Annotated in this window: 22 protein-coding genes; 6 read left to right on the forward strand and 16 right to left on the reverse strand. The window is 37.6% G+C overall.

Annotated elements, in window-relative coordinates:
- Position 1: 1 nt before the first annotated feature.
- Entirely contained in the window at positions 2-793 is a 792-nt protein-coding gene (locus AC1RJ8_RS09850) for a rhamnogalacturonan acetylesterase (RefSeq protein WP_492953653.1), read from the forward strand.
- Between the two features lie 29 nt (positions 794-822).
- Here AC1RJ8_RS09850 and AC1RJ8_RS09855 read toward each other — a convergent pair whose 3' ends face one another.
- Both AC1RJ8_RS09855 and AC1RJ8_RS09860 read right to left on the reverse strand, forming a co-directional pair.
- Positions 823-1,074 (reverse strand): DUF6814 family protein, encoded by a 252-nt coding sequence (locus AC1RJ8_RS09855; RefSeq protein WP_215165650.1) that lies wholly within the window; start codon positions 1,072-1,074, stop codon positions 823-825.
- Between the two features lie 11 nt (positions 1,075-1,085).
- The gene (locus AC1RJ8_RS09860) at positions 1,086-2,609 is read right to left on the reverse strand and encodes an MFS transporter (RefSeq protein ID WP_492953654.1); all 1,524 of its coding nucleotides are present in this window, start codon (positions 2,607-2,609) and stop codon (positions 1,086-1,088) included.
- A 151-nt stretch (positions 2,610-2,760) separates the two neighbouring features.
- Here AC1RJ8_RS09860 and AC1RJ8_RS09865 point away from each other — a divergent pair, with 151 nt between their 5' ends.
- A complete protein-coding gene (locus tag AC1RJ8_RS09865) occupies positions 2,761-3,651 on the forward strand; it encodes a bestrophin family protein (RefSeq protein ID WP_492953655.1) in 891 nt (296 codons plus the stop codon).
- Positions 3,652-3,698: 47 nt separating this feature from the next.
- Here the strand turns inward: AC1RJ8_RS09865 and AC1RJ8_RS09870 are convergent, their stop codons facing one another.
- From AC1RJ8_RS09870 to AC1RJ8_RS09895, 6 genes are all read right to left on the reverse strand, one after another.
- Positions 3,699-4,277 carry a Pr6Pr family membrane protein gene (locus AC1RJ8_RS09870; RefSeq protein ID WP_492953656.1) on the reverse strand — a complete coding sequence of 193 codons (579 nt, stop codon included), beginning with the start codon at positions 4,275-4,277 and terminating at the stop codon, positions 3,699-3,701.
- Between the two features lie 107 nt (positions 4,278-4,384).
- Positions 4,385-4,930 (reverse strand): TlpA family protein disulfide reductase, encoded by a 546-nt coding sequence (locus AC1RJ8_RS09875; RefSeq protein ID WP_492953657.1) that lies wholly within the window; start codon positions 4,928-4,930, stop codon positions 4,385-4,387.
- 179 nt (positions 4,931-5,109) lie between these two features.
- Positions 5,110-6,477, reverse strand: a complete 1,368-nt coding sequence (locus AC1RJ8_RS09880; protein WP_492953658.1) for a S41 family peptidase — start codon at positions 6,475-6,477, stop codon at positions 5,110-5,112.
- 186 nt (positions 6,478-6,663) lie between these two features.
- A complete protein-coding gene (locus AC1RJ8_RS09885; RefSeq protein ID WP_492953659.1) occupies positions 6,664-7,953 on the reverse strand; it encodes a hypothetical protein in 1,290 nt (429 codons plus the stop codon).
- Positions 7,954-8,089: 136 nt separating this feature from the next.
- Entirely contained in the window at positions 8,090-8,617 is a 528-nt protein-coding gene (locus tag AC1RJ8_RS09890) for a hypothetical protein (RefSeq protein ID WP_492953660.1), read from the reverse strand.
- The gene (locus AC1RJ8_RS09895; RefSeq protein ID WP_051691810.1) at positions 8,610-9,119 is read right to left on the reverse strand and encodes an RNA polymerase sigma factor; all 510 of its coding nucleotides are present in this window, start codon (positions 9,117-9,119) and stop codon (positions 8,610-8,612) included. The genes AC1RJ8_RS09890 and AC1RJ8_RS09895 overlap by 8 nt, the downstream gene beginning before the upstream one ends.
- 1,037 nt (positions 9,120-10,156) lie before the next feature.
- Here AC1RJ8_RS09895 and AC1RJ8_RS09900 point away from each other — a divergent pair.
- The 3 genes from AC1RJ8_RS09900 (at position 10,157) to aspS (ending at position 12,996) form a co-directional block, all read left to right on the forward strand.
- Entirely contained in the window at positions 10,157-10,561 is a 405-nt protein-coding gene (locus AC1RJ8_RS09900) for a hypothetical protein (protein WP_492953661.1), read from the forward strand.
- Positions 10,562-10,573: 12 nt separating this feature from the next.
- Positions 10,574-11,149: a DUF6882 domain-containing protein gene (locus tag AC1RJ8_RS09905; protein WP_492953662.1), complete on the forward strand. Its 576-nt coding sequence runs from the start codon at positions 10,574-10,576 to the stop codon at positions 11,147-11,149.
- A 101-nt stretch (positions 11,150-11,250) separates the two neighbouring features.
- Complete coding sequence (gene aspS / locus AC1RJ8_RS09910) at positions 11,251-12,996, forward strand: aspartate--tRNA ligase (RefSeq protein ID WP_492953663.1); 1,746 nt, start codon at positions 11,251-11,253, stop codon at positions 12,994-12,996.
- Between the two features lie 184 nt (positions 12,997-13,180).
- Here aspS and AC1RJ8_RS09915 read toward each other — a convergent pair whose 3' ends face one another.
- The 7 genes from AC1RJ8_RS09915 to AC1RJ8_RS09945 form a co-directional block, all read right to left on the reverse strand.
- Entirely contained in the window at positions 13,181-13,618 is a 438-nt protein-coding gene (locus tag AC1RJ8_RS09915) for a hypothetical protein (RefSeq protein WP_492953664.1), read from the reverse strand.
- Positions 13,605-13,982 carry a phage holin family protein gene (locus AC1RJ8_RS09920; RefSeq protein ID WP_492953665.1) on the reverse strand — a complete coding sequence of 126 codons (378 nt, stop codon included), beginning with the start codon at positions 13,980-13,982 and terminating at the stop codon, positions 13,605-13,607. The genes AC1RJ8_RS09915 and AC1RJ8_RS09920 overlap by 14 nt, the downstream gene beginning before the upstream one ends.
- 54 nt (positions 13,983-14,036) lie before the next feature.
- Positions 14,037-14,303, reverse strand: a complete 267-nt coding sequence (locus AC1RJ8_RS09925; RefSeq protein ID WP_057930800.1) for a YtxH domain-containing protein — start codon at positions 14,301-14,303, stop codon at positions 14,037-14,039.
- Between the two features lie 73 nt (positions 14,304-14,376).
- The gene (locus AC1RJ8_RS09930; protein ID WP_426326704.1) at positions 14,377-15,426 is read right to left on the reverse strand and encodes an AI-2E family transporter; all 1,050 of its coding nucleotides are present in this window, start codon (positions 15,424-15,426) and stop codon (positions 14,377-14,379) included.
- 66 nt (positions 15,427-15,492) lie between these two features.
- Positions 15,493-16,911, reverse strand: a complete 1,419-nt coding sequence (locus AC1RJ8_RS09935) for a sigma-54-dependent transcriptional regulator (protein ID WP_492953666.1) — start codon at positions 16,909-16,911, stop codon at positions 15,493-15,495.
- A gap of 152 nt (positions 16,912-17,063) precedes the next feature.
- The gene (locus AC1RJ8_RS09940; protein ID WP_492953667.1) at positions 17,064-17,843 is read right to left on the reverse strand and encodes an enoyl-CoA hydratase/isomerase family protein; all 780 of its coding nucleotides are present in this window, start codon (positions 17,841-17,843) and stop codon (positions 17,064-17,066) included.
- Between the two features lie 3 nt (positions 17,844-17,846).
- A complete protein-coding gene (locus AC1RJ8_RS09945) occupies positions 17,847-18,266 on the reverse strand; it encodes a cobalamin B12-binding domain-containing protein (protein ID WP_057930804.1) in 420 nt (139 codons plus the stop codon).
- Between the two features lie 263 nt (positions 18,267-18,529).
- Between AC1RJ8_RS09945 and AC1RJ8_RS09950 the strand changes: the two genes are divergently transcribed.
- Positions 18,530-20,185, forward strand: coding sequence for a glutamine--tRNA ligase/YqeY domain fusion protein (locus tag AC1RJ8_RS09950; RefSeq protein ID WP_492953668.1), 1,656 nt, complete (start codon positions 18,530-18,532; stop codon positions 20,183-20,185).
- A gap of 228 nt (positions 20,186-20,413) precedes the next feature.
- Here the strand turns inward: AC1RJ8_RS09950 and AC1RJ8_RS09955 are convergent, their stop codons facing one another.
- The gene (locus AC1RJ8_RS09955) at positions 20,414-21,250 is read right to left on the reverse strand and encodes an N-acetylmuramoyl-L-alanine amidase (protein ID WP_492953669.1); all 837 of its coding nucleotides are present in this window, start codon (positions 21,248-21,250) and stop codon (positions 20,414-20,416) included.
- Between the last annotated feature and the right edge of the window lie 86 nt (positions 21,251-21,336).

Consider the following 21,336-nt stretch of genomic DNA (forward strand, 5'->3'; position numbering starts at 1 on the left):
GATGAAAAAACATAAATACCTTATCGCAGCCCTTGGCACCGTTTTACTGATGTCTTTCATTGTAAAACCCAAACCTGTTAAAATTTATTTAATCGGCGATTCTACCGTAGCAGACTATACTTTAGATGAAGGTTATCTACAGAAAAAGTATCCGATTACAGGTTGGGGGCAGGTTTTTCAACAATTCTTAACAAAAGACAGCTTAAAAAAATTAAACAGGCTGATTAAAAGCGATAGCGCTTTGGTTATTGATAAAGCAAAGGGGGGAAGAAGTACCAGAACTTTTTTTGAAGAGGGAAGGTGGAAAGAAGTTTTATCAACCTTGGAAAAGAACGACCTGGTATTGATCCAGTTTGGGCACAACGATGCCGCGAAAGATAAACCTGAACGTTATGTTGATATTCCGGGCTATAAAGATTTTTTAAGAATGTACGTGAAAGAAACAAGAGCAAAAGGTGCTGTACCGATCCTGATCACCCCGGTTACCCGCAATTACCCATGGAAAGATGGCAAATTGGGAAGCGCACATGGCGAATATCCACAGGCAGTGAAAGATGTAGCCAAAGAATTAAATGCGCCGGTAATCGATCTTACTTCAATCTCAGCAACATTTTTCACGACAAAAGGCAGTGAATTTGTAAGCAAACATTACTTTATGAATTTAGATTCAGCCAAATACGAGGCTTATCCAAAAGGGCAAAAAGATAATACCCACTTCCAGCCAGAAGGTGCCAAAGCAGTTGCGCAGTTGGTTTACAATGAATTAAAAAACATCAACCGCAATACTCACTAAGAAAAAGATATTACCCTACTAATTATAAATTACAATTCCTCCGAACTTTCGGGCAGGCGATCGTACTCTCCTTTCCAGGCATAAAAGCCAAATATCATCAATCCTAAACTGATCGGGAGGAAAATAAACAGGATAATTGCCCATTGCAATATGGTATTGGTACGTTCGATATCCGAATGGGTCAGGCCCACTTTATCTATCGCCTGAATAAACAAAAAAGTCATTGTTAATGGCCCTAAAACCATCCAAACCAATCCTAAAAATTTCTTTAACGTATTCATCTTCTTCGTATCTAGTCGTTAATATTTTCGTCTCTTTTATTCGATAAATAAATTGTGCCAATAACCAGGCTCAACGCAGCTATACCTATCGGATACCATAGACCTGATAGTGGTGTAGAGCCTGAAAAGCTTGCAATTAGTGTTGCAATAAAAGGCACAAGCCCTCCAAAAACACCATTGCCGATATGATAAGGCAAAGACATAGAGGTATACCTGATTTTAGTCGGAAACAGCTCAACAAGGAAAGCTGCAATAGGTCCGTAAACCATCGTTACCAGCAAAATCTGGAAGAAGATTAAGCCAACAAATTTCCAGAATACCGGCGTAGGCAAAACTTTATCTTTTATAACTTCTTTGCCTAAGAGAATTCCCTTGGTCGCAGAAACCGTATCGGTTTGCACCTTGTTAAAGGATGCACCGTTTCTAAGCATTATTTTAGTAGAAACTGTTCGCAAGCTATCGGTTGAATTCGCAATTAAAACAGAAGTTACGGGAGCTGGGCTAGCCGATAAAACATCAGTCTGTTCAATTTTTGTATAATCGGTATCATCTAAAAATGTTTGATAGATTGGACGATAAAAAATGATGCCCAAAAGCATACCGCTCAGCATAATCCATTTCCGGCCAACTTTATCACTCCAGGCACCAAAAACCACAAAAAATGGCGTGGCAAAAGCGATTCCCCAAAGTAAAATATACCTCGAGTCGTTAAAATCCAATTTACAGGTATTTTCTAAAAATGATTGCGCATAAAACTGCCCCGTATACCAGATTACCCCTTGCCCCATGGTCGCACCAAATAATGCCAGAAGTACCATCTTAAAATTCGCTTTGTTATTGAAACTCTCTTTTAGCGGATTTTTCGATACATTTCCCTCAGCCTTTAATTTAGAAAACATGGGCGATTCGTGCATTTTCATCCGGATATAAATCGAAACCACTACCAGTACAATCGATAACAGAAATGGGATTCTCCAGCCCCAATCGCCAAAAGTTTCAGCACCTAAAATATTCTTTGTAATTACGATAATCCCCAGCGAAAGGAACAAACCCAAAGTTGCGGTAGTTTGGATCCAGCTGGTAAAAAAGCCCCGTTTATCTTTAGGTGCGTGCTCTGCCACATAAGTTGCAGCTCCACCATACTCACCGCCAAGGGCTAATCCCTGAATCAGCCTTAGTATTAAAACCAAAATAGGTGCAGCATAACCAATGCTTTTATAAGAGGGAATTAAACCGATAAAAAATGTCGATCCACCCATCAGCACCAAAGTGAGCAAAAAAGTATATTTCCTGCCGATTAAATCGCCAAGCCTGCCAAAAACCAATGCGCCAAATGGACGAACAATAAAACCTGCTGCGAAAATAGCCAAAGTGTTGATCAGGGCGGATGCCCCTGCATCTTCTGGAAACAATTGATGACCAATGATAACTGCAAGGCTACCAAAAATGTAAAAATCATACCATTCAATCAGCGTGCCTAACGATGATGCACCGATTACTTTAAAGATATTGTTCTTGGGTAAAGTGTCGCTCATAAGAAATAAGAATATTTGGTTTCCCAAGATAAACATTTGCATGACAATCGGCAACCTGTACTGTCTGTCAATTAATTTGTTACATTATCAAACATTTTGGCTTTAGTTTTGTATTTTCATCCGTAACGAATTTATTTACCATTCAAATTATATGCTTTTAATACAAAACATCAGGTTAAGTAGAATTTTAAGAAATACATGGCATGTTGATCTGATCATGATTGCCTCTTGTACCGCGGCTTACTTTGTACGCGAGTATTTAATTGCACATCATTTCTCCATTCCATCCATTATTCCAACCGTTTTAGGTACAGCTATCGCCTTTTTTATCGGTTTTAACAATAACCAGGCTTACGATAGGTGGTGGGAAGCCCGAAAAATATGGGGCGCTTTGGTAAACGATTCCCGTTCTTTTGCAAGGGCATTGATCAATTATGTTGATGAAGACGATGAAAGTGTAAAACGGATGATTTACAGGCACATTGCCTTTTTGTATGCACTAAAGGCCAACTTAAGAAACACTGTAGACGAAATTTACACCAAATATTTATCTGAAGCAGATTTAAAAGAAATAAAAAAACATAACAATGCGCATAATGCGATTTTAAATATACAATCAAGAGATTTACAGAAATTATCTAAAGCTAATGCCATTGATGGTTTTCGCTTTATCGAAATTAACGAGATGTTAACCCGGTTCTCTGATTCGATGGGCATGAACGAGCGTATTAAAAATACCATATTCCCTACCACCTATACCTATTTAACTAAAGTGTTTATCTGGTTATTTGTGGTCACATTTACCCTGGTAATCAGTCAGGATGCAGGGCCAGCAGCCATTTTTTTGGGCTGGTTAATCGGTTTCGTATTTGTATCTACGCAGATTAATGGAATGAGCCTCGTTAATCCGTTCGAAAACAATTCAGCAGGTGTTCCGCTTAACCAGATTACGAGGACGATAGAGATCAATCTTTTGCAAATGCTCGAAGAAGACGAGATTCCAGAGCCCGTTAAGCCGATTAATGACGAATATGTCCTTTAAACTTTAACGGTTTTCTTACCTATAAGTATGAACAAAAGAGATAAAAGCTAGAAGATAAACAGGATCACAATCGCATTCAGAATGGCTTTTGGATAACCCAGTTGTACGACATCAATAAATGGATATGGGTATTTATTAATCAGATAACCCCTAACCACAATAAATACGACATAAAGCAATGGATAAGCTAGCCAGGTGATGGCCTGCCTGTATTGCAATGTTGATTTTTTAACGAAGAAAATCCAGAAAAATAAAAAGATCAAAGGGCTTAGCACATGCAAAAGCTCATCGGCCAATCTGGCCCAACCCACAGGCGATGCCAAACCACGCAGGGCCATATTGTAAATTAGCCCTACCACTACAATGTAGATCGTTATTGTGGTTAAAGTAGATGCCTGAGTAAATAAATTCCCTGATTCAGCTCGTTTAACAAAAGATAAGCGGGTAAAGCAAATGGCTACGATAATATTGGTTATTACCGTAAAATATGATAAAAATACCTTGAGTGTTGCAGGATAATCATTATTCAAAAGCTGTAAACTTACATGGAATTGAAGTGCCAGGGAAAACCATACAACAATAGCAGCACAAACAACAAAAGGCCTGAAATTTTCTTTTAAATCCATAAGCTAACACTGAGTGTGATAGAAAAGTAGGAAATTAATGTGGATGAATAAAATTTAATGCCCTTTATTACTAAGGCTTAATTTTTCAACCTTTGATTTCAGGGCTGTTAATTACTTTTTAATGCAAATTTTAAATTCTCCTCAAAAAGTACCGATTTAGTTTTAAACTGTGGGTCAGAAAAGGAAATATTAGCAGTAGCGTAAATGATCTTTCCATCCTTTCCAACCAATACATTCGACGGAAAACCGTGATTAATATTTAGTTTTCTGATCTCGTCTTTGCTCAACGATACAATTTCGTATTTATAGCCATTTCGTTTCTGAAAACGCCTGGCGCTGGCGGGACTATCATGGGTAATCCCGATAAACCGTACAGCCTTTTTGCCATATTTAGCTACCAGGTTATTTAATTCGGGCATTTCGGCTATGCAGGGCGGGCATTTTTCGAACCAAAAGTTAATTACCACTACCTGATTTTTTAAATCAGCATTGGAGAGTTGTTGTTTATTGATGGTTAAACCGTTAAAAGGAGGTAAATCTTTACCGGTTAAATCTTCAAAAAAAGTTTCCTGTGTAGCCCATTTAACAGGGCCATCTTGAGCCAATGAGGTGAAAGAAAAAACAGAGAACAATAGAATAAGGTAAATTTTCATCAGTGCTAAATATAAAAAAGAGGGCGTATCACAAAGGCATTTCACCTCAAATACTGTCATGTTGTCCAAAGGACTCCTATGGAGAGCCTATCGAAACACCTTAAAACGTATTTAAATAGGTCGTTCGACAGGCTCAGATAACAAACCTATCTTTATTAAGGGAAGTTAAATGCATTTGCTTATTTAAGCTTTTTATTGAGGTAATCAATTGCAGTATTCAGGGTTGCATCCTTATTGGCTATAAAATCCTTTACCGTTGGAATCACCTCAATATCAGGTTTTACACCCTTGCCTACAAATTCACGCCCATCGGGATAAGTATCCTTTTTGGTACATACTCTTGCACTTCCTCCGCCAGGAAGATCAAACAAGTAAGGTTGTCCTGTACTGCCAAAAGAATTTCTGCCGATTTTCGTCATGTGTTTTTGGTTATCAGCATAAATCAAAAAGTCTTCAGCTGCTGAAGCAGTATTATGGCCAATTAACAGTACCGTTGGGACTACAATACGCTTTGCCGAAAGCCTATTTTTCAGTGGATAGTAATCTAAATTGTAAAAATAATTATCCTGATAGGTTAAGAGTGCCTTTTTGTTCCATTCGCTGTTTACCGTATCCTTGGCAGAAGTATATTTCCCCCAGGCCTTAAAAGCCGAGGTTAATTGCCTGGTAGAATAACGGGATCCATAAAGCAGGCTATCATTGGTAAGGTATTTCAATATGTAACTTCCAATCCCGGTACTCCCCCCTCCATTATTCCTTAAATCAATTATTATTGCCTTGGCTTCATATAATTCCGGGAGCTTAGTGATAAAAAGAGAATCTATTTTCTCATCTCCAAAAGAGTTCAGCGCAACATAAGCGACTTTATTAGGATACCATTTAAAATCCAACAGCGACGATGCTGCAGGAAATGCAGGAAAAACTTCCTTTTCCTCGGTGCGTTTATGCGTCAATTTTAAAACTAAAATTTGTCCCCTTGGTTTTTTGATTTTGATTTCGAACTCACTTCCTTCAGGTCCCTGAAGCAGTTTACTTATACTCCAGTCTTGTAAAACATAATCGGTAGAGGAAGAAATATAAGGTGCAACATCTTCAGCTATGTATTTAGCGGTTGGTTTTCCATTCACCTCTATTACTTCACTTCCAACAGGAATTTCGTCCTTTTTGCTTAAATTAACATGTGTAATAATCGCTTTATTCTCCACGTTTTCGATAAAGAGGCGATAATCACCAAACATGGTATTCATTGGCTCAAAATCTTTACCATTTGGCATATAAATATTGGTATGCCCATCCTTAAGCATTGCACAAAACCGCTGCATTTCGTGATAGTACTCGTAATCCGTTTTGGTTTCGGGAATCGAAGTAATCAATGCTTTATAGGTGCTATCCCATTTAATACGATCTACTTTGTTTAAATAAACGAAGTTATAATTTACTTCCTGCCAAAATTTTGATAACCCGTAAATTTTGTCGGCTTTTGTTAATTTATTCGACTGGGCAAAAACAGCCATAGGAAAGAGCATCAATAAAAGAATTTTCTTCATATCATTTGTTTTATCTAAAAGATTTTGTTTCAATTTTTATACCACTTGACAAATCCTCCCTGACATTAAAATTATGGGCTTTTGAAAAAACAGGGTGTTCGTAAACGGACACTGCATATCCGATATCGAACAAAAAAAGTCCTACCAATTTGGCAGGACTTTATAGTTTGTTTGGTTTTGAAAATTTTATTTAAAGGTAACTGAACCATATTCGGTTTTAATAGATACGTTTGCAGCACCGCCACTACCAATTTTACCCGTATATTTTTTGGTTTCATCATCTTTACTTACCAGATTTGAAGTTACGTTTGAGCCATATTTAAAGCCGGCATACGAAGTAGAAACATTAAAATTGGCATTATAACGGTCTGCAAAGCCCAGCCCAATGCTTACATATTCGCCACCGAAGGTGAAGTTTTTACAAGCTGGGGTAATTTCGTTTACGCTAAGGCGGTTGTAATCCATATTGATGTTGGCATCACCATTTAATGTACCCAAGGTAACATTCGAATATTCAGCATTTACCGCAATTTTACCCGCTGATGCAATATTTAGATCGCCATAGGCCTGTTTAACAACCGTATTTCCTTTAACCGTGTTGATGTTTACTTTGGCATATTCTGCATTTAAAAGTAGATTGCCGCCAATAGTGCCGATAGTTAAACCTTTACCATATTGCACTTTAATATCAGCCGATCTCCTGATGGTGTTGATGTTTACCGCAACATACTCGGCATCAAGCTGTAAAGTACCCACAGCGCCAATGGTTACAGGGCCATTATATTCATGTTTTACCACTGCAGCATTCAGATCCTGGATATCGCATTTACCATATTGAACATTGATGTAGTTATTTACATTGCTTAAATTGCCAGCAACCAGATTGCCATATTCTACCTTTAAAGAAGTTGGACCGGAAAAATTACCTAATTCTACGTTGCCATATTCTTGTGAAACCGTTAATGGGTTTACCGCTGGCATATACACCACGTAATTTACTTTCACTTCCCTCCGCCAGGTGGTTACTCCATTTTTCACCCCACGGCCATAACGTCCGTTTCTATCGCCCATGTTCGTTCTGAAAGTAACTACATCACCGTTTTTATTCGCATCAATGCTTATCCCATCAATCAGTTTTTGCGCATCATTATCCGAACTGCTATAAGCTTTAATATCTACATCAACACGTACTTCTTTTTTATCCCAGGTTTTAATCGTGATCGATCCGTATTGGTTGTTTAAATTAATTTTGTCGTTATTGTCTACACCAAAACTCTTGCTAAAAGATTTAGAACGTTCGGCATCACTGCCTGTTTGATTGTATGTTACGTGATTTACGACCATCGCCAGTGTTGAAGATTTTGCTGCACTTTCGACAATTACCTTATCTGATGGACTATTTACCGCAACTTCTTGTGCATAGGTTTTTACGGCGATTAAAGCCATAAAGGCTAAAAATATTTTTATTGTTTTCATGTTGTTAATTGTTAAACATTAATGGCTTAAAACCTGCCGGCTGGCAATAAGCAATTTAATGTGGTGAGCGTATCTACCAGTAATAAGTATCTGGAATCAAGTATCGAGACAGACCTGGCTACTGTTTCAACTTGGTTTAAATCTGGTTAACCCTTTTATAGTCGTCAACCTGGTTAATAATTAATAATTGTTGTTTCAATAACTGCAGTTGTATTTCGCGGTTTTTAACCATGGCCTTTACCACAAAAGTTTGGTTGGGCGAGGTTGGCAGCTCTGCTTTTAATCTTTCGTAATCTTCATCAAGCTTTTTCAGATCGGCCGTAAATTTTTTGTACAATTCTGGATTCGCAGAAGCGAAAATGGCCAAACTATCTCTTTTTTCGGTAATTAAACCTGCGAAGTGGACTTCTTTTTTGGCATATGAAGCGCTAACGTCGGCTATTTCTAAATCTTTGTTTTGTAATTTTCCTACGTATAACCAGGCTAAACCGAAAACCACCACGATAGCTGCTGCTGCACTCATCCATAAATACAGCTTTACCGGCTTTTTTTTCTTTTTGTTGTCTAATTCCTGTTCAATCTTTGCCCAAAGTCCTGCAGATGGCTCCATTACATCGAAAGCTCTACGGTTTTCCTTTACAAAGGTTTCTAATCTATTATTCATCTCTCATCCCTTTCTGTTCTAAAATACTTTTTAACTTCTTTTTCGCCCTCATGTACTGTGTTCGGCTTGTATTTTCACTTATTTTTAAAATGTGTGCAATTTCCTCATGGTCGTAACCTTCTAAAAGGTATAAACTCAATACTACTCTATAGCCATCTGGCAATTCGGTAATGGCTGTTCTAATTTCATCAGCTTGCAACCGTACTTCACTGTCGTCAAAACTATCCTCATCAGGCACTTCCGATAGCTCATCGGTACTTACAAACTCCATCTTACGTTTACGTAAATAATTGATGGATTTATTAATCACAATCTGCTTTAACCAAAGTCCGAAAGTGGTTTCCTGCCTAAAATCTACAATTCTGGTAAAAGCATCTAAAAATGCTTCCTGCAAAACATCTTCTGCCTCTTCTTCGTAATTTAAAATGCGCAGCGCCACATTATACATGGCCTTTGCATACAGCTTGTACAATTCAAACTGTGCTGCGCGGCTGCCCTGCATGCATTTTTTTACTAGCTCTAGGTTTTTATCGATGTATACGGCTTCCAAAATTTCGAATATTCTGATTATAAGACATAAGGGATTTTAAAACGTTGCATCAAGGTAGAAAAAAGTTTAGAAATATGTTAATACAGTGTTAAGATTAGAAATCAAATGTGCTGTTATGCTCAGGAGCGAAGCATAAAATAACTTCTTCATCCCGTAAAAAGTGTTTTTACATTGACTAGGAAATGAGTGGTTCTATGCTCTTGGCAATTTCAGCCCTGCTTTTGGTACGAGTTCCGATGAACGATCGGAAACTCTTCCCGACAATCAGGTTTATTTAACAAAGTTTGGCGCCCTGAAGCAAACCACTGTACCTAAACCCGACAGCAGCGAACATCCCGATTTCTTCAATCGGGATAAAGCGAATGGCGGGACTACAGTACCTATGAAATATTGTCCTTTCATTTCCTAAAAACATTTTATTATTAATAGGAAATGAGTGGTTCTGTGTTTTTGGCTTTTTCAGCCCTGCTTTTTGGTACGAGTTCCGATGAAGAATCGGAAGCTCTTCCCGACAATCAGGTTTATTTGACAAAGTTTGGTGCCCTGAAGCAAACCGCTGTCGGGACTATAATACCTATTGTCATTTCCTAAAAACATTTTATTATTAATAGGAAATGAGTGGTTCCATCCTTTTGGCAATTTCAGCCCTGCTTTTTGGTACGAGTTCCGATGCTAATTTAGTGCCGATTTATCGGTAAAGGATCGGAAGCTCTTCCCGACAATCAGGTTTATTTAACAAAGTTTGGTGCCCTGAAGCAAGCCGCTGTTAACTAAACCCGACAGCAGCGAACATCCCGATTTCTTCAATCGGGATAAAGCGAATGGCGGGACTACAGTATCTATGAAATACTAACCTTTCGTTTCAAAAACCTAAAAATAATTTATACTCAATACAAAACAAGCATTTTCGTGTTTTGATATTTGTGGAAAATCAACTACCTGACCATCATAAATTTGAAATCCCTGAAACAAACAATTAACTTCATGCCATGGAAACCGATTTAATCATTTCAGCAATAAACGAATTACACAAAAAAGCAGATCAGGCTTTAGAAAGTAAGGATGTAACGGCCTATACGGCTATGTTTGATGACAGCATAACTTATACTCCTGCAGAAGGTATAGCGCTTAATAAACGCGATTATACAATCGATTTAAAAAAGTATTTTGGCCATATTAAGGAAATCCACACCAGCTATTATCGCATTAAATCTTCTTTTGAAAACGAAGTTTTTACCGAAAAAATAGCCCGGAAATCAGTCATTTTAAAACCTAATCTGCTTATTTTCTCTAAAAAACAAACCATCCAGACAGAAGAAATCTACCACTGGAAAAATATTAAAGGCGAATGGAAAGTAATCGCTATTGAAATTACCTTAGAGGAAAAGTATTAACGCTCATTTTGAATGATAAAAATATTAAAGTTATATAGTTTAGTACTTGTAGTCTTCTTAACAAGTTGCAATAATAAATCTTCTTCAACAAAGATCGAACTTTTGGATACGGTTTCATTTGAAGAGCTTTCTAAAATTTCATGTGAATATCTTAAAAACCAACAAGCCTACTGCCAAGACAAATATAAGATTGGCGAATATGAACGATGGGATTATGATCAATCAACCGGTAAGCTCATATTTAGCAATAAGGGTGTACAGAAAGTTATTATTGACTATGAGGAAGTTGGATCTGTATCATTAAGATCAAATACCTGGCTATGGGCATGGGGTAATTCCTCGATAGAAGAAAATGTAAAAAAAGAAATATCAAGAGTTAGAGCTTATGGTATTAAAAGAGGTTTTGAAAATCTTTTAACGGCAAAATGGTCTGCTGATATAGTGGATGGTTGGGATATGGCCGCAATTTCAGCATATATTTTAAAATCTAAAGGTGTTTATCGCGTTCCTAGCGATGATAATAAACTGTTTTCATTTATGCTTTTCAAAAAGATTACTGTCGTAGATTCTTTACCCAAAAAGAAATAGCAGTTTTAGATGTTTTCATTTGATAGAAAAAACATAAAATCTTCTACTCTAAAGTTTAAAACAAAATCGGTATTTTTGCCGCTCAATTTAGATTACAATATATGTTAAGAACAGTAACTTGTGGTGCATTAAACCTAAATAACTTAGGCGAAAGTGTTACGCTATGTGGTTGGGTACAAAAATCAAGAGATTTAGGCGGTATGACTTTTATCGATATCCGCGATCGTTATGGCATTACTCAGTTGGTTTTTAACATGGACGATAATCGCGAACTTTGCGAAGCAGCACGTTCATTAGGTCGCGAATTTGTAATTAAAGCAATTGGTACCGTTGTAGAAAGAAGCAACAAAAACCCAAAAATGCCAACCGGTGATGTGGAGATTAAAATTTCTGCTTTGGAGATTTTAAATGCAGCAAAATTACCGCCATTCATGATCGATGATGAAACTGATGGTGGTGATGAGTTGCGCATGAAATACCGTTATTTAGATTTACGCCGTAATCCGGTTCGTAATAACCTGGTTTTACGTCATAAAATGGCACAGTCGGTTCGCCGTTATTTAGATGCTTTGGATTTTATCGAAGTAGAAACCCCTGTTTTAATTAAATCTACGCCAGAAGGAGCGAGAGATTTCGTGGTGCCTAGCCGCATGAACGAAGGGGAGTTTTATGCTTTGCCTCAGTCGCCGCAAACCTTCAAACAATTGTTAATGGTTTCGGGTTTCGACCGTTATTTCCAGATTGTAAAATGTTTTAGAGATGAAGATTTAAGAGCCGACCGTCAGCCTGAATTTACCCAGATTGATTGCGAAATGTCTTTCATCGAACAAGAAGATATATTAAACACTTTCGAAGGTCTGATCCGTACTTTATTTAAAGAAGTACGCAACTACGACTTACCGGAAGTACCGCGTATGCAATATGCAGATGCGATGCGTTTATACGGCTCTGATAAACCTGATACCCGTTTTGCAATGCAGTTTGTAGAGCTTAACAATTTGGTAAAAGGTAAGGGCTTCCCGGTTTTCGACAATGCAGAATTGGTAGTGGGTATCAATGCTAAAGGCGCTGCAAGCTATACACGTAAGCAATTAGATGAATTAACCGATTTTATCAAACGCCCGCAAATTGGTGCTACAGGTTTGATTTATGCCCGTCATAATGAAGACGGAACCATTAAATCTTCAGTAGATAAATTCTTTAACGAAGAAGATCTTAAACAGTGGAGCGAAGCTTTCGGTACAGAAAAAGGCGATTTATTATTGATTTTAGCCGGTTCTACCGATAAAGTACGTAAACAGTTAAATGAGCTTCGTTTAGAAATGGGCAACCGCTTAGGTTTACGTGATAAAAACACATTCTCTGCCCTTTGGGTATTGGATTTCCCGCTTTTAGAGTGGGATGAGGAAACAGAACGTTACCATGCGATGCATCACCCCTTCACTTCGCCAAAACCCGAAGATATTGCCTTATTGGATACCGACCCTAAAAACGTCCGTGCCAATGCTTACGATATGGTAATCAACGGAACCGAAGTTGGTGGCGGATCGATCCGTATCCACGACAGCGCATTACAGGCCTTAATGTTTAAACATTTAGGTTTCAGTGCAGAAGAAGCTCAAAAACAATTTGGTTTCTTAATGGATGCCTTCGAGTTTGGGGCACCTCCACATGGCGGTATTGCCTTTGGTTTCGATCGTTTAACCTCAATTTTCGCAGGTTTAGATTCCATACGCGATGTGATTGCTTTTCCTAAAAATAACTCAGGCAGAGATGTAATGATCGATAGCCCGAGCACTATTGACGAGAAGCAATTGAAAGAATTGAAGATTAAAACGGATTTATAGATTCATTAGTTCACTGGTCATTGGTTCATTGGGCTGCGAGCAGAAATAGCACAGTCATAAAACAAGGTTTACAAAGGCTAAGTTTTTAATCAAAAAAGCCTCAGGATTCTAAATTCTGAGGCTTTTTAATGATATCATTTTACGCTACGCTAACGAATGAACCAATGGCTAATGAACCATTGAACTAATATGTTTCACTATCAGGCGGAATGCCGTAATCTATAAATTTTTTATCTTTTTTCTCTTTCTTTTTCCCCAACCAACTCTTCACAGAATTAAAAATTGCCGATAAATGTTCCGCATCAAGCGATTTACCAATTTTTCCTGAAACCAGGCCTACAGCCGCTTTGGTTAAAAAACCAGCACCTCTAAATAGGGTTTTATTCATAAACATGGGCAAAAGCAACGACATGGCAGTTCCGCTAATATTTAATTTTTCGTCGGCTTTAAACAGGTTACTTGGTGTAGCATACCGCTTTATCAGCGCTCCTAAGGTAAATTGTTTAAAATAGGCTTTCGTATCCGATTTAAGCATATTCTGCTTAAGGGTGTATTCAACCTTGAGTTCTAACTTTCTAGTCTGCAGGTCTTCTAGGTTACGGATGTCTTTATACCTTTTCATCTTCCTCCTTATCTGCAAGTTTATCAAAGTATCTTCTAATGGCTACATTAATAATTGCCTTTTCGATATACTTATCTTTAGTTAAATAAACACCTAGTGCCAATAGAATATAGAACAAGGAAACACAACCAAAGCCTCCGGCATAGCTACCCAAAAGATCAGACAGATAAAGTGCCAAGGTTACTGAGCCAAATAAAAAGGCTAATATAAAACAAACAATAACTGCGGTACTGGTTACTAAATCGGCAAAAACTTTAGAGACTTTTTCTACCAGGTAAAGTCTTGTATACTCAACCCTGGCCTCTAAAAAGCCCTTGGCATCATCGACAAGATCTTCAATGCTTTTATCTTTATTTTCCTGCATAATTCAGATTGATATTTAACCGGGCAGTTGCCCGGCTATGCAATATTTTATTTATTAAGCGTGCTCCACGTCGTCACTGTATTCTTCTTCTACGCTTCTTAATTTCGTTTTGATCGAGCTTACCACTTTATCCTTTAAGCTGGCAAGGTGGTTAATTTCATCAGCAGCTTTATCTTTGATAGAATCGCCCAGGTCTTTTAGAGATTGGCTTAATTTATCACGGGTTTCATCACCTTTATCTGGTGCGAACAAAATTCCTAGAGCCGCACCAGCAGCTAATCCTGCTAAAAGCGCAACTACAACTTTTGAGTTATCATTCATAATTAATGTATTTTAAGGGTTTAACAATTATGTACAATATAAAACTACTACATTATTTATTGTTAAGCTATATTTATAACTCCGTATGCTCATTATTTGTTTTAATTCTTTCCAATCTTTCTGATGCAAGCGTACTGGTTTCGTAAATCTTAACGAGCAATATAAAATAAGATAATAGTAGCGGACCAAAAACAAGGCCCAATATTCCAAATAAAGGGATACCAATAATTACGCCAATTACTGTAATTATGGGATGAATATTGCCAACTTTTTTTGCAATGATAAACCTGAGCACATTATCGATATTGATGATAACTACGAAACCAAAAATAAGCATGGCCCAGCCTGCAAAATTATTCCCGTTCGCAATCTGTAAAATCGCGGCTGGAACAAAAACAACCGGTGGCCCCAAAACGGGCACAAAAGAAATAAATGTTGTAATAACCCCCCAAAATACAGGATCTTTATAACCCAAAACATAAAAAGAAAGGCTCAAAAGCGAACCTTGAACGAGGCAAATCAGCCCTTGTCCTAATACATTTGCATAAGTTGTATTTCGCATTTCATCGCCAAAACGAAGTGCATTCTGTTCTCTGAAAGGTGCATATTTAATCAATGAAAACTCGAATTTTCTTCGCTCAATTAACATAAAGTAGAGTAAAAAGTACATGACCAATAAACTTAATATAATATTTACTGCACTCGATATTAAGGATGGGAAAAGTTGGGTAGCCCAATTCCCCAAGCGGTTTAGCCCTTCCTGAATAAGGTCTTGATTAATTTTAACTGGAATAAGGTGCTGTAATTTAACCAACAGGTTCCTGAAAAACACTTCATTGTTCCTCAATTCCGAAATTTTGCTGATAACCATGCTACTTAATGCATAAAAAGGCATTACAATGAGTATGATACTGATGGTGATAAGGAAAATAGCCGTTACCCTTTTATTCCAGCCCTTATGCTCTGCCAAATGGATATAGGCCGGCCGCATGATCGTGTAAAGCACCAAAGTACTTAAAATAGCACTAAAAATACTTTGCAAGGAATACGCAATTAATACCCCAAGCGCAATAATAATGACCAGGTTGATGTTATTGCGTTGCTTATAAGAGAATACTGACATATTTAGATAATAAGGGGTATTCTTTAAATGCTAAAATGGCCGATTTTGTTTTTCTAGATTTAAAATTTATATCCCTTCATCAACCTCAATAAATTTAATTTTATTATAAAGTGTTTTTCTGTCGATATTTAATATTTTTGCCGCCTTTGTTTTGTTGAAATTAACCGCTTTTAGCACTTCTAAAATAGCAATATATTCGGCTTCTTTAGCCGCATTTCGCAAATTAAGTGATTTATCATTATTTAATTTTAGCGGCAAAAGAAGCATGTTTTTTTCGGGCTGTGTCTTAGTATAATCAGTCATTCTAAGCTCCAATGGTAAAACATGGGTTTCTATCCGATCACCATCGGTTAATAAAGCAATCCGCCTGACAACATTCTTCAGCTCACGTACATTACCCGGCCAATTATATGCTAATAAACATTTCATCACTTCATCAGAAAAGCCTTTAATCTTTTTATTCAATTCTTTGTTTACCGTGGCCAGAAAATGCTCAGCAAAGATAAGGATATCATTGCCTCGGTGTTTCAATGATGGAACATGTATAGAAAATTCGTTAAAGCGGTGATATAAATCTTCCCTGAATACACCCTTTTGAACCCCTTCTATTAAATTTTCATTTGTAGCTACAATAAGCCGCACATCCAGATCAATCTCCTTTGTACTTCCAATCCGCTTTATTTTCCGTTCTTGAACTGCCCTGAGTAAAGTTGCCTGGATCTCATATGATAAATTACCGATCTCATCAAGAAATAATGTACCCCCATTGGCCTGCTCAAAATGGCCAATTTTAGTAAAAACAGCTCCAGTAAATGCCCCTTTCTCGTGTCCAAAAAATTCACTTGCGGCTAAATCTTTTGTTAAAGAACCACAATCCATAGCGATAAAAGGTTCTTTGCCCCGCGAACTATTTAGGTGAATGGTTTTAGCAACACATTCTTTCCCTGTACCACTTTCTCCAGTTAAAATGACCGTATACCCTGTTCGTGCGATAAGTTGGATTTGTTTCAGTAAAAGCGCTGAAGCATCGCTTTCACCATTTATATACTCCGGGCCATTTAGAAAATCGTAAATAACATTACTTCCCGTGCTTTCAAAATTTTTAGGTGATGTTACCTCCTCTTGCGTTTCAAGGGCTTTATTTATGGTTTTTAAAATTTCATCCGGGTAAAGCGGTTTAACAATATAATCGTAAGCCCCTAGTTTTATCAATTCCACGGCAAGCTTAATATCCGAATAGCCTGTAATGATAATCACAGCAGTTGCCGGATAGTTTTCCTTAATATGGATTAAAATCTCTTTCCCATCGGTATCATCCAAACGATAATCGCATAATACTAAATCGAATTTCTCTTTTTCAAGAATTTGCAAAACCGTTCTACCTGTTGTTACATTCGAAACTTCAAATCCATTTTTAGTTAAAAAATTGCATAGCAATAAACCGATGCTAACTTCATCGTCAACAATGAGTACCTTCTTTTTCATGAGTAGCGTTATTATTATAAAAACCCATACGTTTGTGGTAAGCACATTAGGGTTAATAATTATTTAACATAATTACTCAAAAAAAATTGCATTGAAAAATTTTTGCAACACTTTCGTTACACCAAATATCAAATTAATACTACACACATATGTTATTTTCCAGAAAAGTTTGCTTTTCTCTTTTCAACGAATGCAGTTACGCCTTCTTTAAAATCGGCAGTTTCGAAACATTTGCCAAATTCTTCAATTTCGGTAGCATATCCATTGCTATTATTTACAGCTGCAATTACAGATTTTATTGCAGCCGAAACAGCCAGCGGTGCACGTTGCTTAATAATATTCAGCATCTCTTCAGCTTTGCTAATTAGATCTGACTGTGGAACAACATAATTTACAAGACCTATTTTTTCTGCATCCAAAGCGGTAATCATATTTGCGGTCGTAATCATTTCTATTGCTTTACCTTTTCCAACCAATTGTGTAAGGCGCTGGGTACCGCCATAACCGGGAATTAAACCTAAAGTAACTTCAGGTAAACCTAATTTTGCATGATCTGATGCGATGCGTATGTGGCAGGCCATGGCCAGCTCCAGTCCTCCGCCCAAAGCAAATCCATTAATTGCTGCGATAAATGGTTTTGAAGAATTTTCAATGGCATTAAAAACCAGCTCATGACCACGTTTTGCTAAATCTTCTCCCTGTTTACCACTATAATCAGAAAACTCTTTAATGTCAGCTCCTGCAACAAAAGCCTTTTCACCTGCTCCGGTTAAAATAACACCTCTTACTTCATCGGTTTTACCTGCAAAAGCAATTACATCTGCCAGTTCAGCCAAAGTATCTTTGTTTAATGCATTAAGTGCTTTTTCACGGTTAATGGTAACGTATAAAATGTTCTCTTTTATTTCTGAGATTAAATTCTGGTATGCCATACTTTAAAAATTTCTGTTTTCTGTAACCCAATTCTGAATATATTCTACAATACTGGCCATTGTTGTACCTGGAGGAAATAGCTCTCCAACACCCATATCTGCCAGTTTTAACCGATCTGCTTCTGGAATAATCCCGCCGCCTGTTAATAACACATCATCTAACTGTTTTTCTTTCATAAAGTGAATAATCTTTGGAAAAACTGTCATGTGTGCGCCCGATAGGATAGAAATCCCGATGGCATCAACATCTTCCTGAAGCGCGGTGTTTACCACCATTTCTGGTGTTTGGCGCAGGCCGGTATAAATTACTTCCATGCCTGCATCCCGTAAAGAAGTTGCAATTACTTTGGCCCCTCTGTCGTGGCCATCTAACCCAACTTTAGCTACTAAAACGCGGATAGGCCGATTTAATACTTTGCTCATCATTCATATTAAGTTGACGTAAATGTATCGATTTTATTAGGTAATTGAAAAATAGGGAAAAAGCAGATAATGGTTTACGGCTCATTGTTCATAGTCGTGGTTTTCGACAGCGGATTAGCTTATAATACGAACATATTTGTTCTTTCACAGCACTATAATGAAGTTCTGGACGATCAACGATCAACTATGGGCTAATAAACCTATAATCATTGTATAAATCCGCTCAATCTTTTTACATTTGCATTCCTAATTTACAGGTTTTTATGAGTGAAGAGAAGTCATTGAACTTTATTGAAGAAATTGTTGAGAACGACTTAAATAGTGGTAAGTATGAAACTTTGGTTACGCGTTTCCCGCCAGAACCTAATGGTTATTTACACATCGGCCACGCGAAAGCAATATGCTTAAATTTCGGACTAACACAAAAATACGGCGGCTATACCAATCTGCGTTTTGATGATACCAATCCGGTAACAGAAAAAACAGAATATGTAAACAGTCAGCAAGAAGATATCAGATGGTTAGGTTTTAACTGGAAAAATGAATTATATGCTTCAGATTATTTTGATGAGCTGTATGGTTTTGCCGTTAAACTGATCGAAAAAGGTCTGGCTTATGTTGACGAGAGTTCTGCAGATGAAATTGCAGCTTTAAAAGGCACGCCAACAGAACCAGGACAGGATAGCCCATACCGTAACCGCAGCATTGAAGAAAATTTAGACATTTTCACGAAAATGAAAAATGGCGAATTTGCCGATGGCGCTTATATTTTGAGAGCAAAAATCGACATGGCCAGTCCGAATATGTTAATGCGCGATCCGATTATCTATCGTATTAAACACGCCGAACATCATCGTACGGGCAACAAATGGTGCATTTATCCGATGTACGATTTTGCTCACGGACAAAGCGATAGCATCGAAAACATCACGCACTCTATCTGTACGTTGGAATATGTTTCGCACCGTGAACTGTATGATTGGTTTATCGAAAAATTAGAGATTTTTCCTTCAAAACAATATGAATTTGCACGTTTAAACCTTACCAGCACGGTGATGAGTAAACGTAAGTTACTTCAACTGGTTAACGAAAACTTAGTAAATGGATGGGACGATCCGCGCATGCCTACCATTAGTGGTTTGCGCAGGAGAGGTTTTACACCGAAAAGTGTACGCGAATTTTGCGAACGTATTGGTATTGCAAAACGCGAAAATTTAATCGAACTGAGTTTATTGGAATTTTGTATCCGCGAAGATTTAAATAAAACAGCTAACCGGGTAATGGCAGTTTTAGATCCGATTAAACTGGTGATTACAAATTACGAAAAAGGAACAGAAGATTTGATCGGCGAAAACAATCCGGAGGCTGAAGATGGTGGTGGCACCCGAGTGATCCCTTTCAGCAACGAACTTTGGATAGAACGTGAAGATTTTATGGAAGTACCTGCAAAAAAATGGTTCCGTTTGGCTCCAGGTGCGATGGTACGCTTAAAATTTGCCTACATTGTTAAATGTGAAGATTTTGTGAAAGATGAAAACGGAAACGTTACCGAAATTCATTGTACTTACATCCCAGAATCGAAAAGTGGAAATGATACCAGCGGCATAAATGTTAAAGGAACCATCCACTGGGTAAGTGCTCCACATGCCAAAACTGCTGAAATCCGTTTGTACGATCGGTTGTTTACTTCTGAAACACCAGATGCTGAGGAAGGCGATTTTAAAGATTACTTAAATCCTGAAAGTTTGACGGTTTTACCTAACGCTTACATCGAACCGGCATTGGCAGACGCAGATTTAGAAAGCCGCTATCAGTTTATCCGTAAGGGTTATTTCTGTTTAGATAGAGATTCTACTGCAGATAAATTGGTTTTTAACCGTACCGTTACATTAAAAGATACGTTTAAGAAGCCGAATTAGATTTAGCCATTTTGGCCACAGATATGCACAGATGAACACAGATTAGCGTTGTTTGTCTGTGCTTTTTATTGGTTATTAGTGAGTTGAGGCTATATGATATTCCTTCACTAACCCAAAGCTCTCAAAGGATAGACGATAAGTGCGCAAGATGTTTTTCGACAAGACTTCGGACCTCCGTCCTCTGACTTTCGGACTCTTTAACCATCATCCCTCTTACACTTTACATCTTTAGTACTTCGTATACACATTATACAGTACCAATATATCCACAGGTGTTAAAGTCGGTGTAATATCACTCTGGATAAAATGGATTTTAAAAGCCGTGATGGCTGCAGGGAGATTACTGGTGTCGTAACCAATATATTTTAAGGCCATTTCGGTATTAAAATCTACCGGCGGGTTTTTCAGCACATCATCATACCAATAGCCAAAGCCTTTATCTGCGAGTTTTTTCCAGGGGAAATTTTTAGGATCATTTTTCCGCTTAGGTGCTATATCAGCATGACCGATAAAATTCGCTGTCGGGATGCCATAGGTTTTCTTTAAAGTGGCCAACAGCTTTAGCAGGCTATTGATCTGTGCATCAGGCCATGGGTCAGTTAAGCCATTATTATCCAATTCAATTCCTATCGATGAAGAGTTTAAGTCGGTATCTTTCCCCCATTTACTTACACCAGCATGGTTTGCGCGTAAATAGTCGTTTACCATATGCACTACTTTACCATCGCGGCTGATCACGTAATGGGCACTCGTACCTGCCTTAGTTGAAAAAAATGTTTTTATGGTCTGTGCCAAACTATCTTGCGCAGTATGGTGGATCACCACAAAGTTTGGTTTACGTATCCCAAAATTTACAGAACCAATCCATTCCTGGTTTGTTGCTCCTAATGAATCGTAAAGTTGACCAGCTGGTGGCGTGGTATTGATTATTTTCGAAAAATCCTTTGCCTTTTCCTTATAGATTTTTTCTGTAGCAGCATATTTGCTGCTTCCGCAGGCAGATAAAATAAGTACAAGAGAAAAAGCGGAAATAGATAATGATTTTGATGACCTGGGAAATAACATGGTATGAATTGTTAGCAAGTTGAAGTTACAAAGTTATCTTAAACTTCACCCAATGCATCAAACTTTATACAAAGCTTTCAAAATTT

The sequence above is a fragment of the Pedobacter sp. GW822-FHT03F06 genome (assembly GCF_058801365.1).

Bases quoted from the DNA above. Each gene is read 5' to 3' on its own strand.
- AC1RJ8_RS09905 (WP_492953662.1), top strand. From the start codon at position 10,574: ATGATAAAAATATTAAAGTTATATAGTTTAGTACTTGTAGTCTTCTTA.
- AC1RJ8_RS09900 (WP_492953661.1), top strand. From the start codon at position 10,157: ATGGAAACCGATTTAATCATTTCAGCAATAAACGAATTACACAAAAAA.
- AC1RJ8_RS09915 (WP_492953664.1), bottom strand. From the start codon at position 13,618: ATGAAAAGGTATAAAGACATCCGTAACCTAGAAGACCTGCAGACTAGA.
- AC1RJ8_RS09855 (WP_215165650.1), bottom strand. From the start codon at position 1,074: ATGAATACGTTAAAGAAATTTTTAGGATTGGTTTGGATGGTTTTAGGG.
- AC1RJ8_RS09945 (WP_057930804.1), bottom strand. From the start codon at position 18,266: ATGAGCAAAGTATTAAATCGGCCTATCCGCGTTTTAGTAGCTAAAGTT.
- AC1RJ8_RS09870 (WP_492953656.1), bottom strand. From the start codon at position 4,277: ATGGATTTAAAAGAAAATTTCAGGCCTTTTGTTGTTTGTGCTGCTATT.
- AC1RJ8_RS09950 (WP_492953668.1), top strand. From the start codon at position 18,530: ATGAGTGAAGAGAAGTCATTGAACTTTATTGAAGAAATTGTTGAGAAC.
- AC1RJ8_RS09875 (WP_492953657.1), bottom strand. From the start codon at position 4,930: ATGAAAATTTACCTTATTCTATTGTTCTCTGTTTTTTCTTTCACCTCA.
- AC1RJ8_RS09935 (WP_492953666.1), bottom strand. From the start codon at position 16,911: ATGAAAAAGAAGGTACTCATTGTTGACGATGAAGTTAGCATCGGTTTA.
- AC1RJ8_RS09850 (WP_492953653.1), top strand. From the start codon at position 2: ATGAAAAAACATAAATACCTTATCGCAGCCCTTGGCACCGTTTTACTG.
- AC1RJ8_RS09885 (WP_492953659.1), bottom strand. From the start codon at position 7,953: ATGAAAACAATAAAAATATTTTTAGCCTTTATGGCTTTAATCGCCGTA.
- AC1RJ8_RS09955 (WP_492953669.1), bottom strand. From the start codon at position 21,250: ATGTTATTTCCCAGGTCATCAAAATCATTATCTATTTCCGCTTTTTCT.
- AC1RJ8_RS09920 (WP_492953665.1), bottom strand. From the start codon at position 13,982: ATGCAGGAAAATAAAGATAAAAGCATTGAAGATCTTGTCGATGATGCC.
- aspS (WP_492953663.1), top strand. From the start codon at position 11,251: ATGTTAAGAACAGTAACTTGTGGTGCATTAAACCTAAATAACTTAGGC.
- AC1RJ8_RS09940 (WP_492953667.1), bottom strand. From the start codon at position 17,843: ATGGCATACCAGAATTTAATCTCAGAAATAAAAGAGAACATTTTATAC.
- AC1RJ8_RS09895 (WP_051691810.1), bottom strand. From the start codon at position 9,119: ATGCAGGGCAGCCGCGCAGCACAGTTTGAATTGTACAAGCTGTATGCA.
- AC1RJ8_RS09865 (WP_492953655.1), top strand. From the start codon at position 2,761: ATGCTTTTAATACAAAACATCAGGTTAAGTAGAATTTTAAGAAATACA.
- AC1RJ8_RS09880 (WP_492953658.1), bottom strand. From the start codon at position 6,477: ATGAAGAAAATTCTTTTATTGATGCTCTTTCCTATGGCTGTTTTTGCC.
- AC1RJ8_RS09890 (WP_492953660.1), bottom strand. From the start codon at position 8,617: ATGAATAATAGATTAGAAACCTTTGTAAAGGAAAACCGTAGAGCTTTC.
- AC1RJ8_RS09930 (WP_426326704.1), bottom strand. From the start codon at position 15,426: ATGTCAGTATTCTCTTATAAGCAACGCAATAACATCAACCTGGTCATT.
- AC1RJ8_RS09925 (WP_057930800.1), bottom strand. From the start codon at position 14,303: ATGAATGATAACTCAAAAGTTGTAGTTGCGCTTTTAGCAGGATTAGCT.
- AC1RJ8_RS09860 (WP_492953654.1), bottom strand. From the start codon at position 2,609: ATGAGCGACACTTTACCCAAGAACAATATCTTTAAAGTAATCGGTGCA.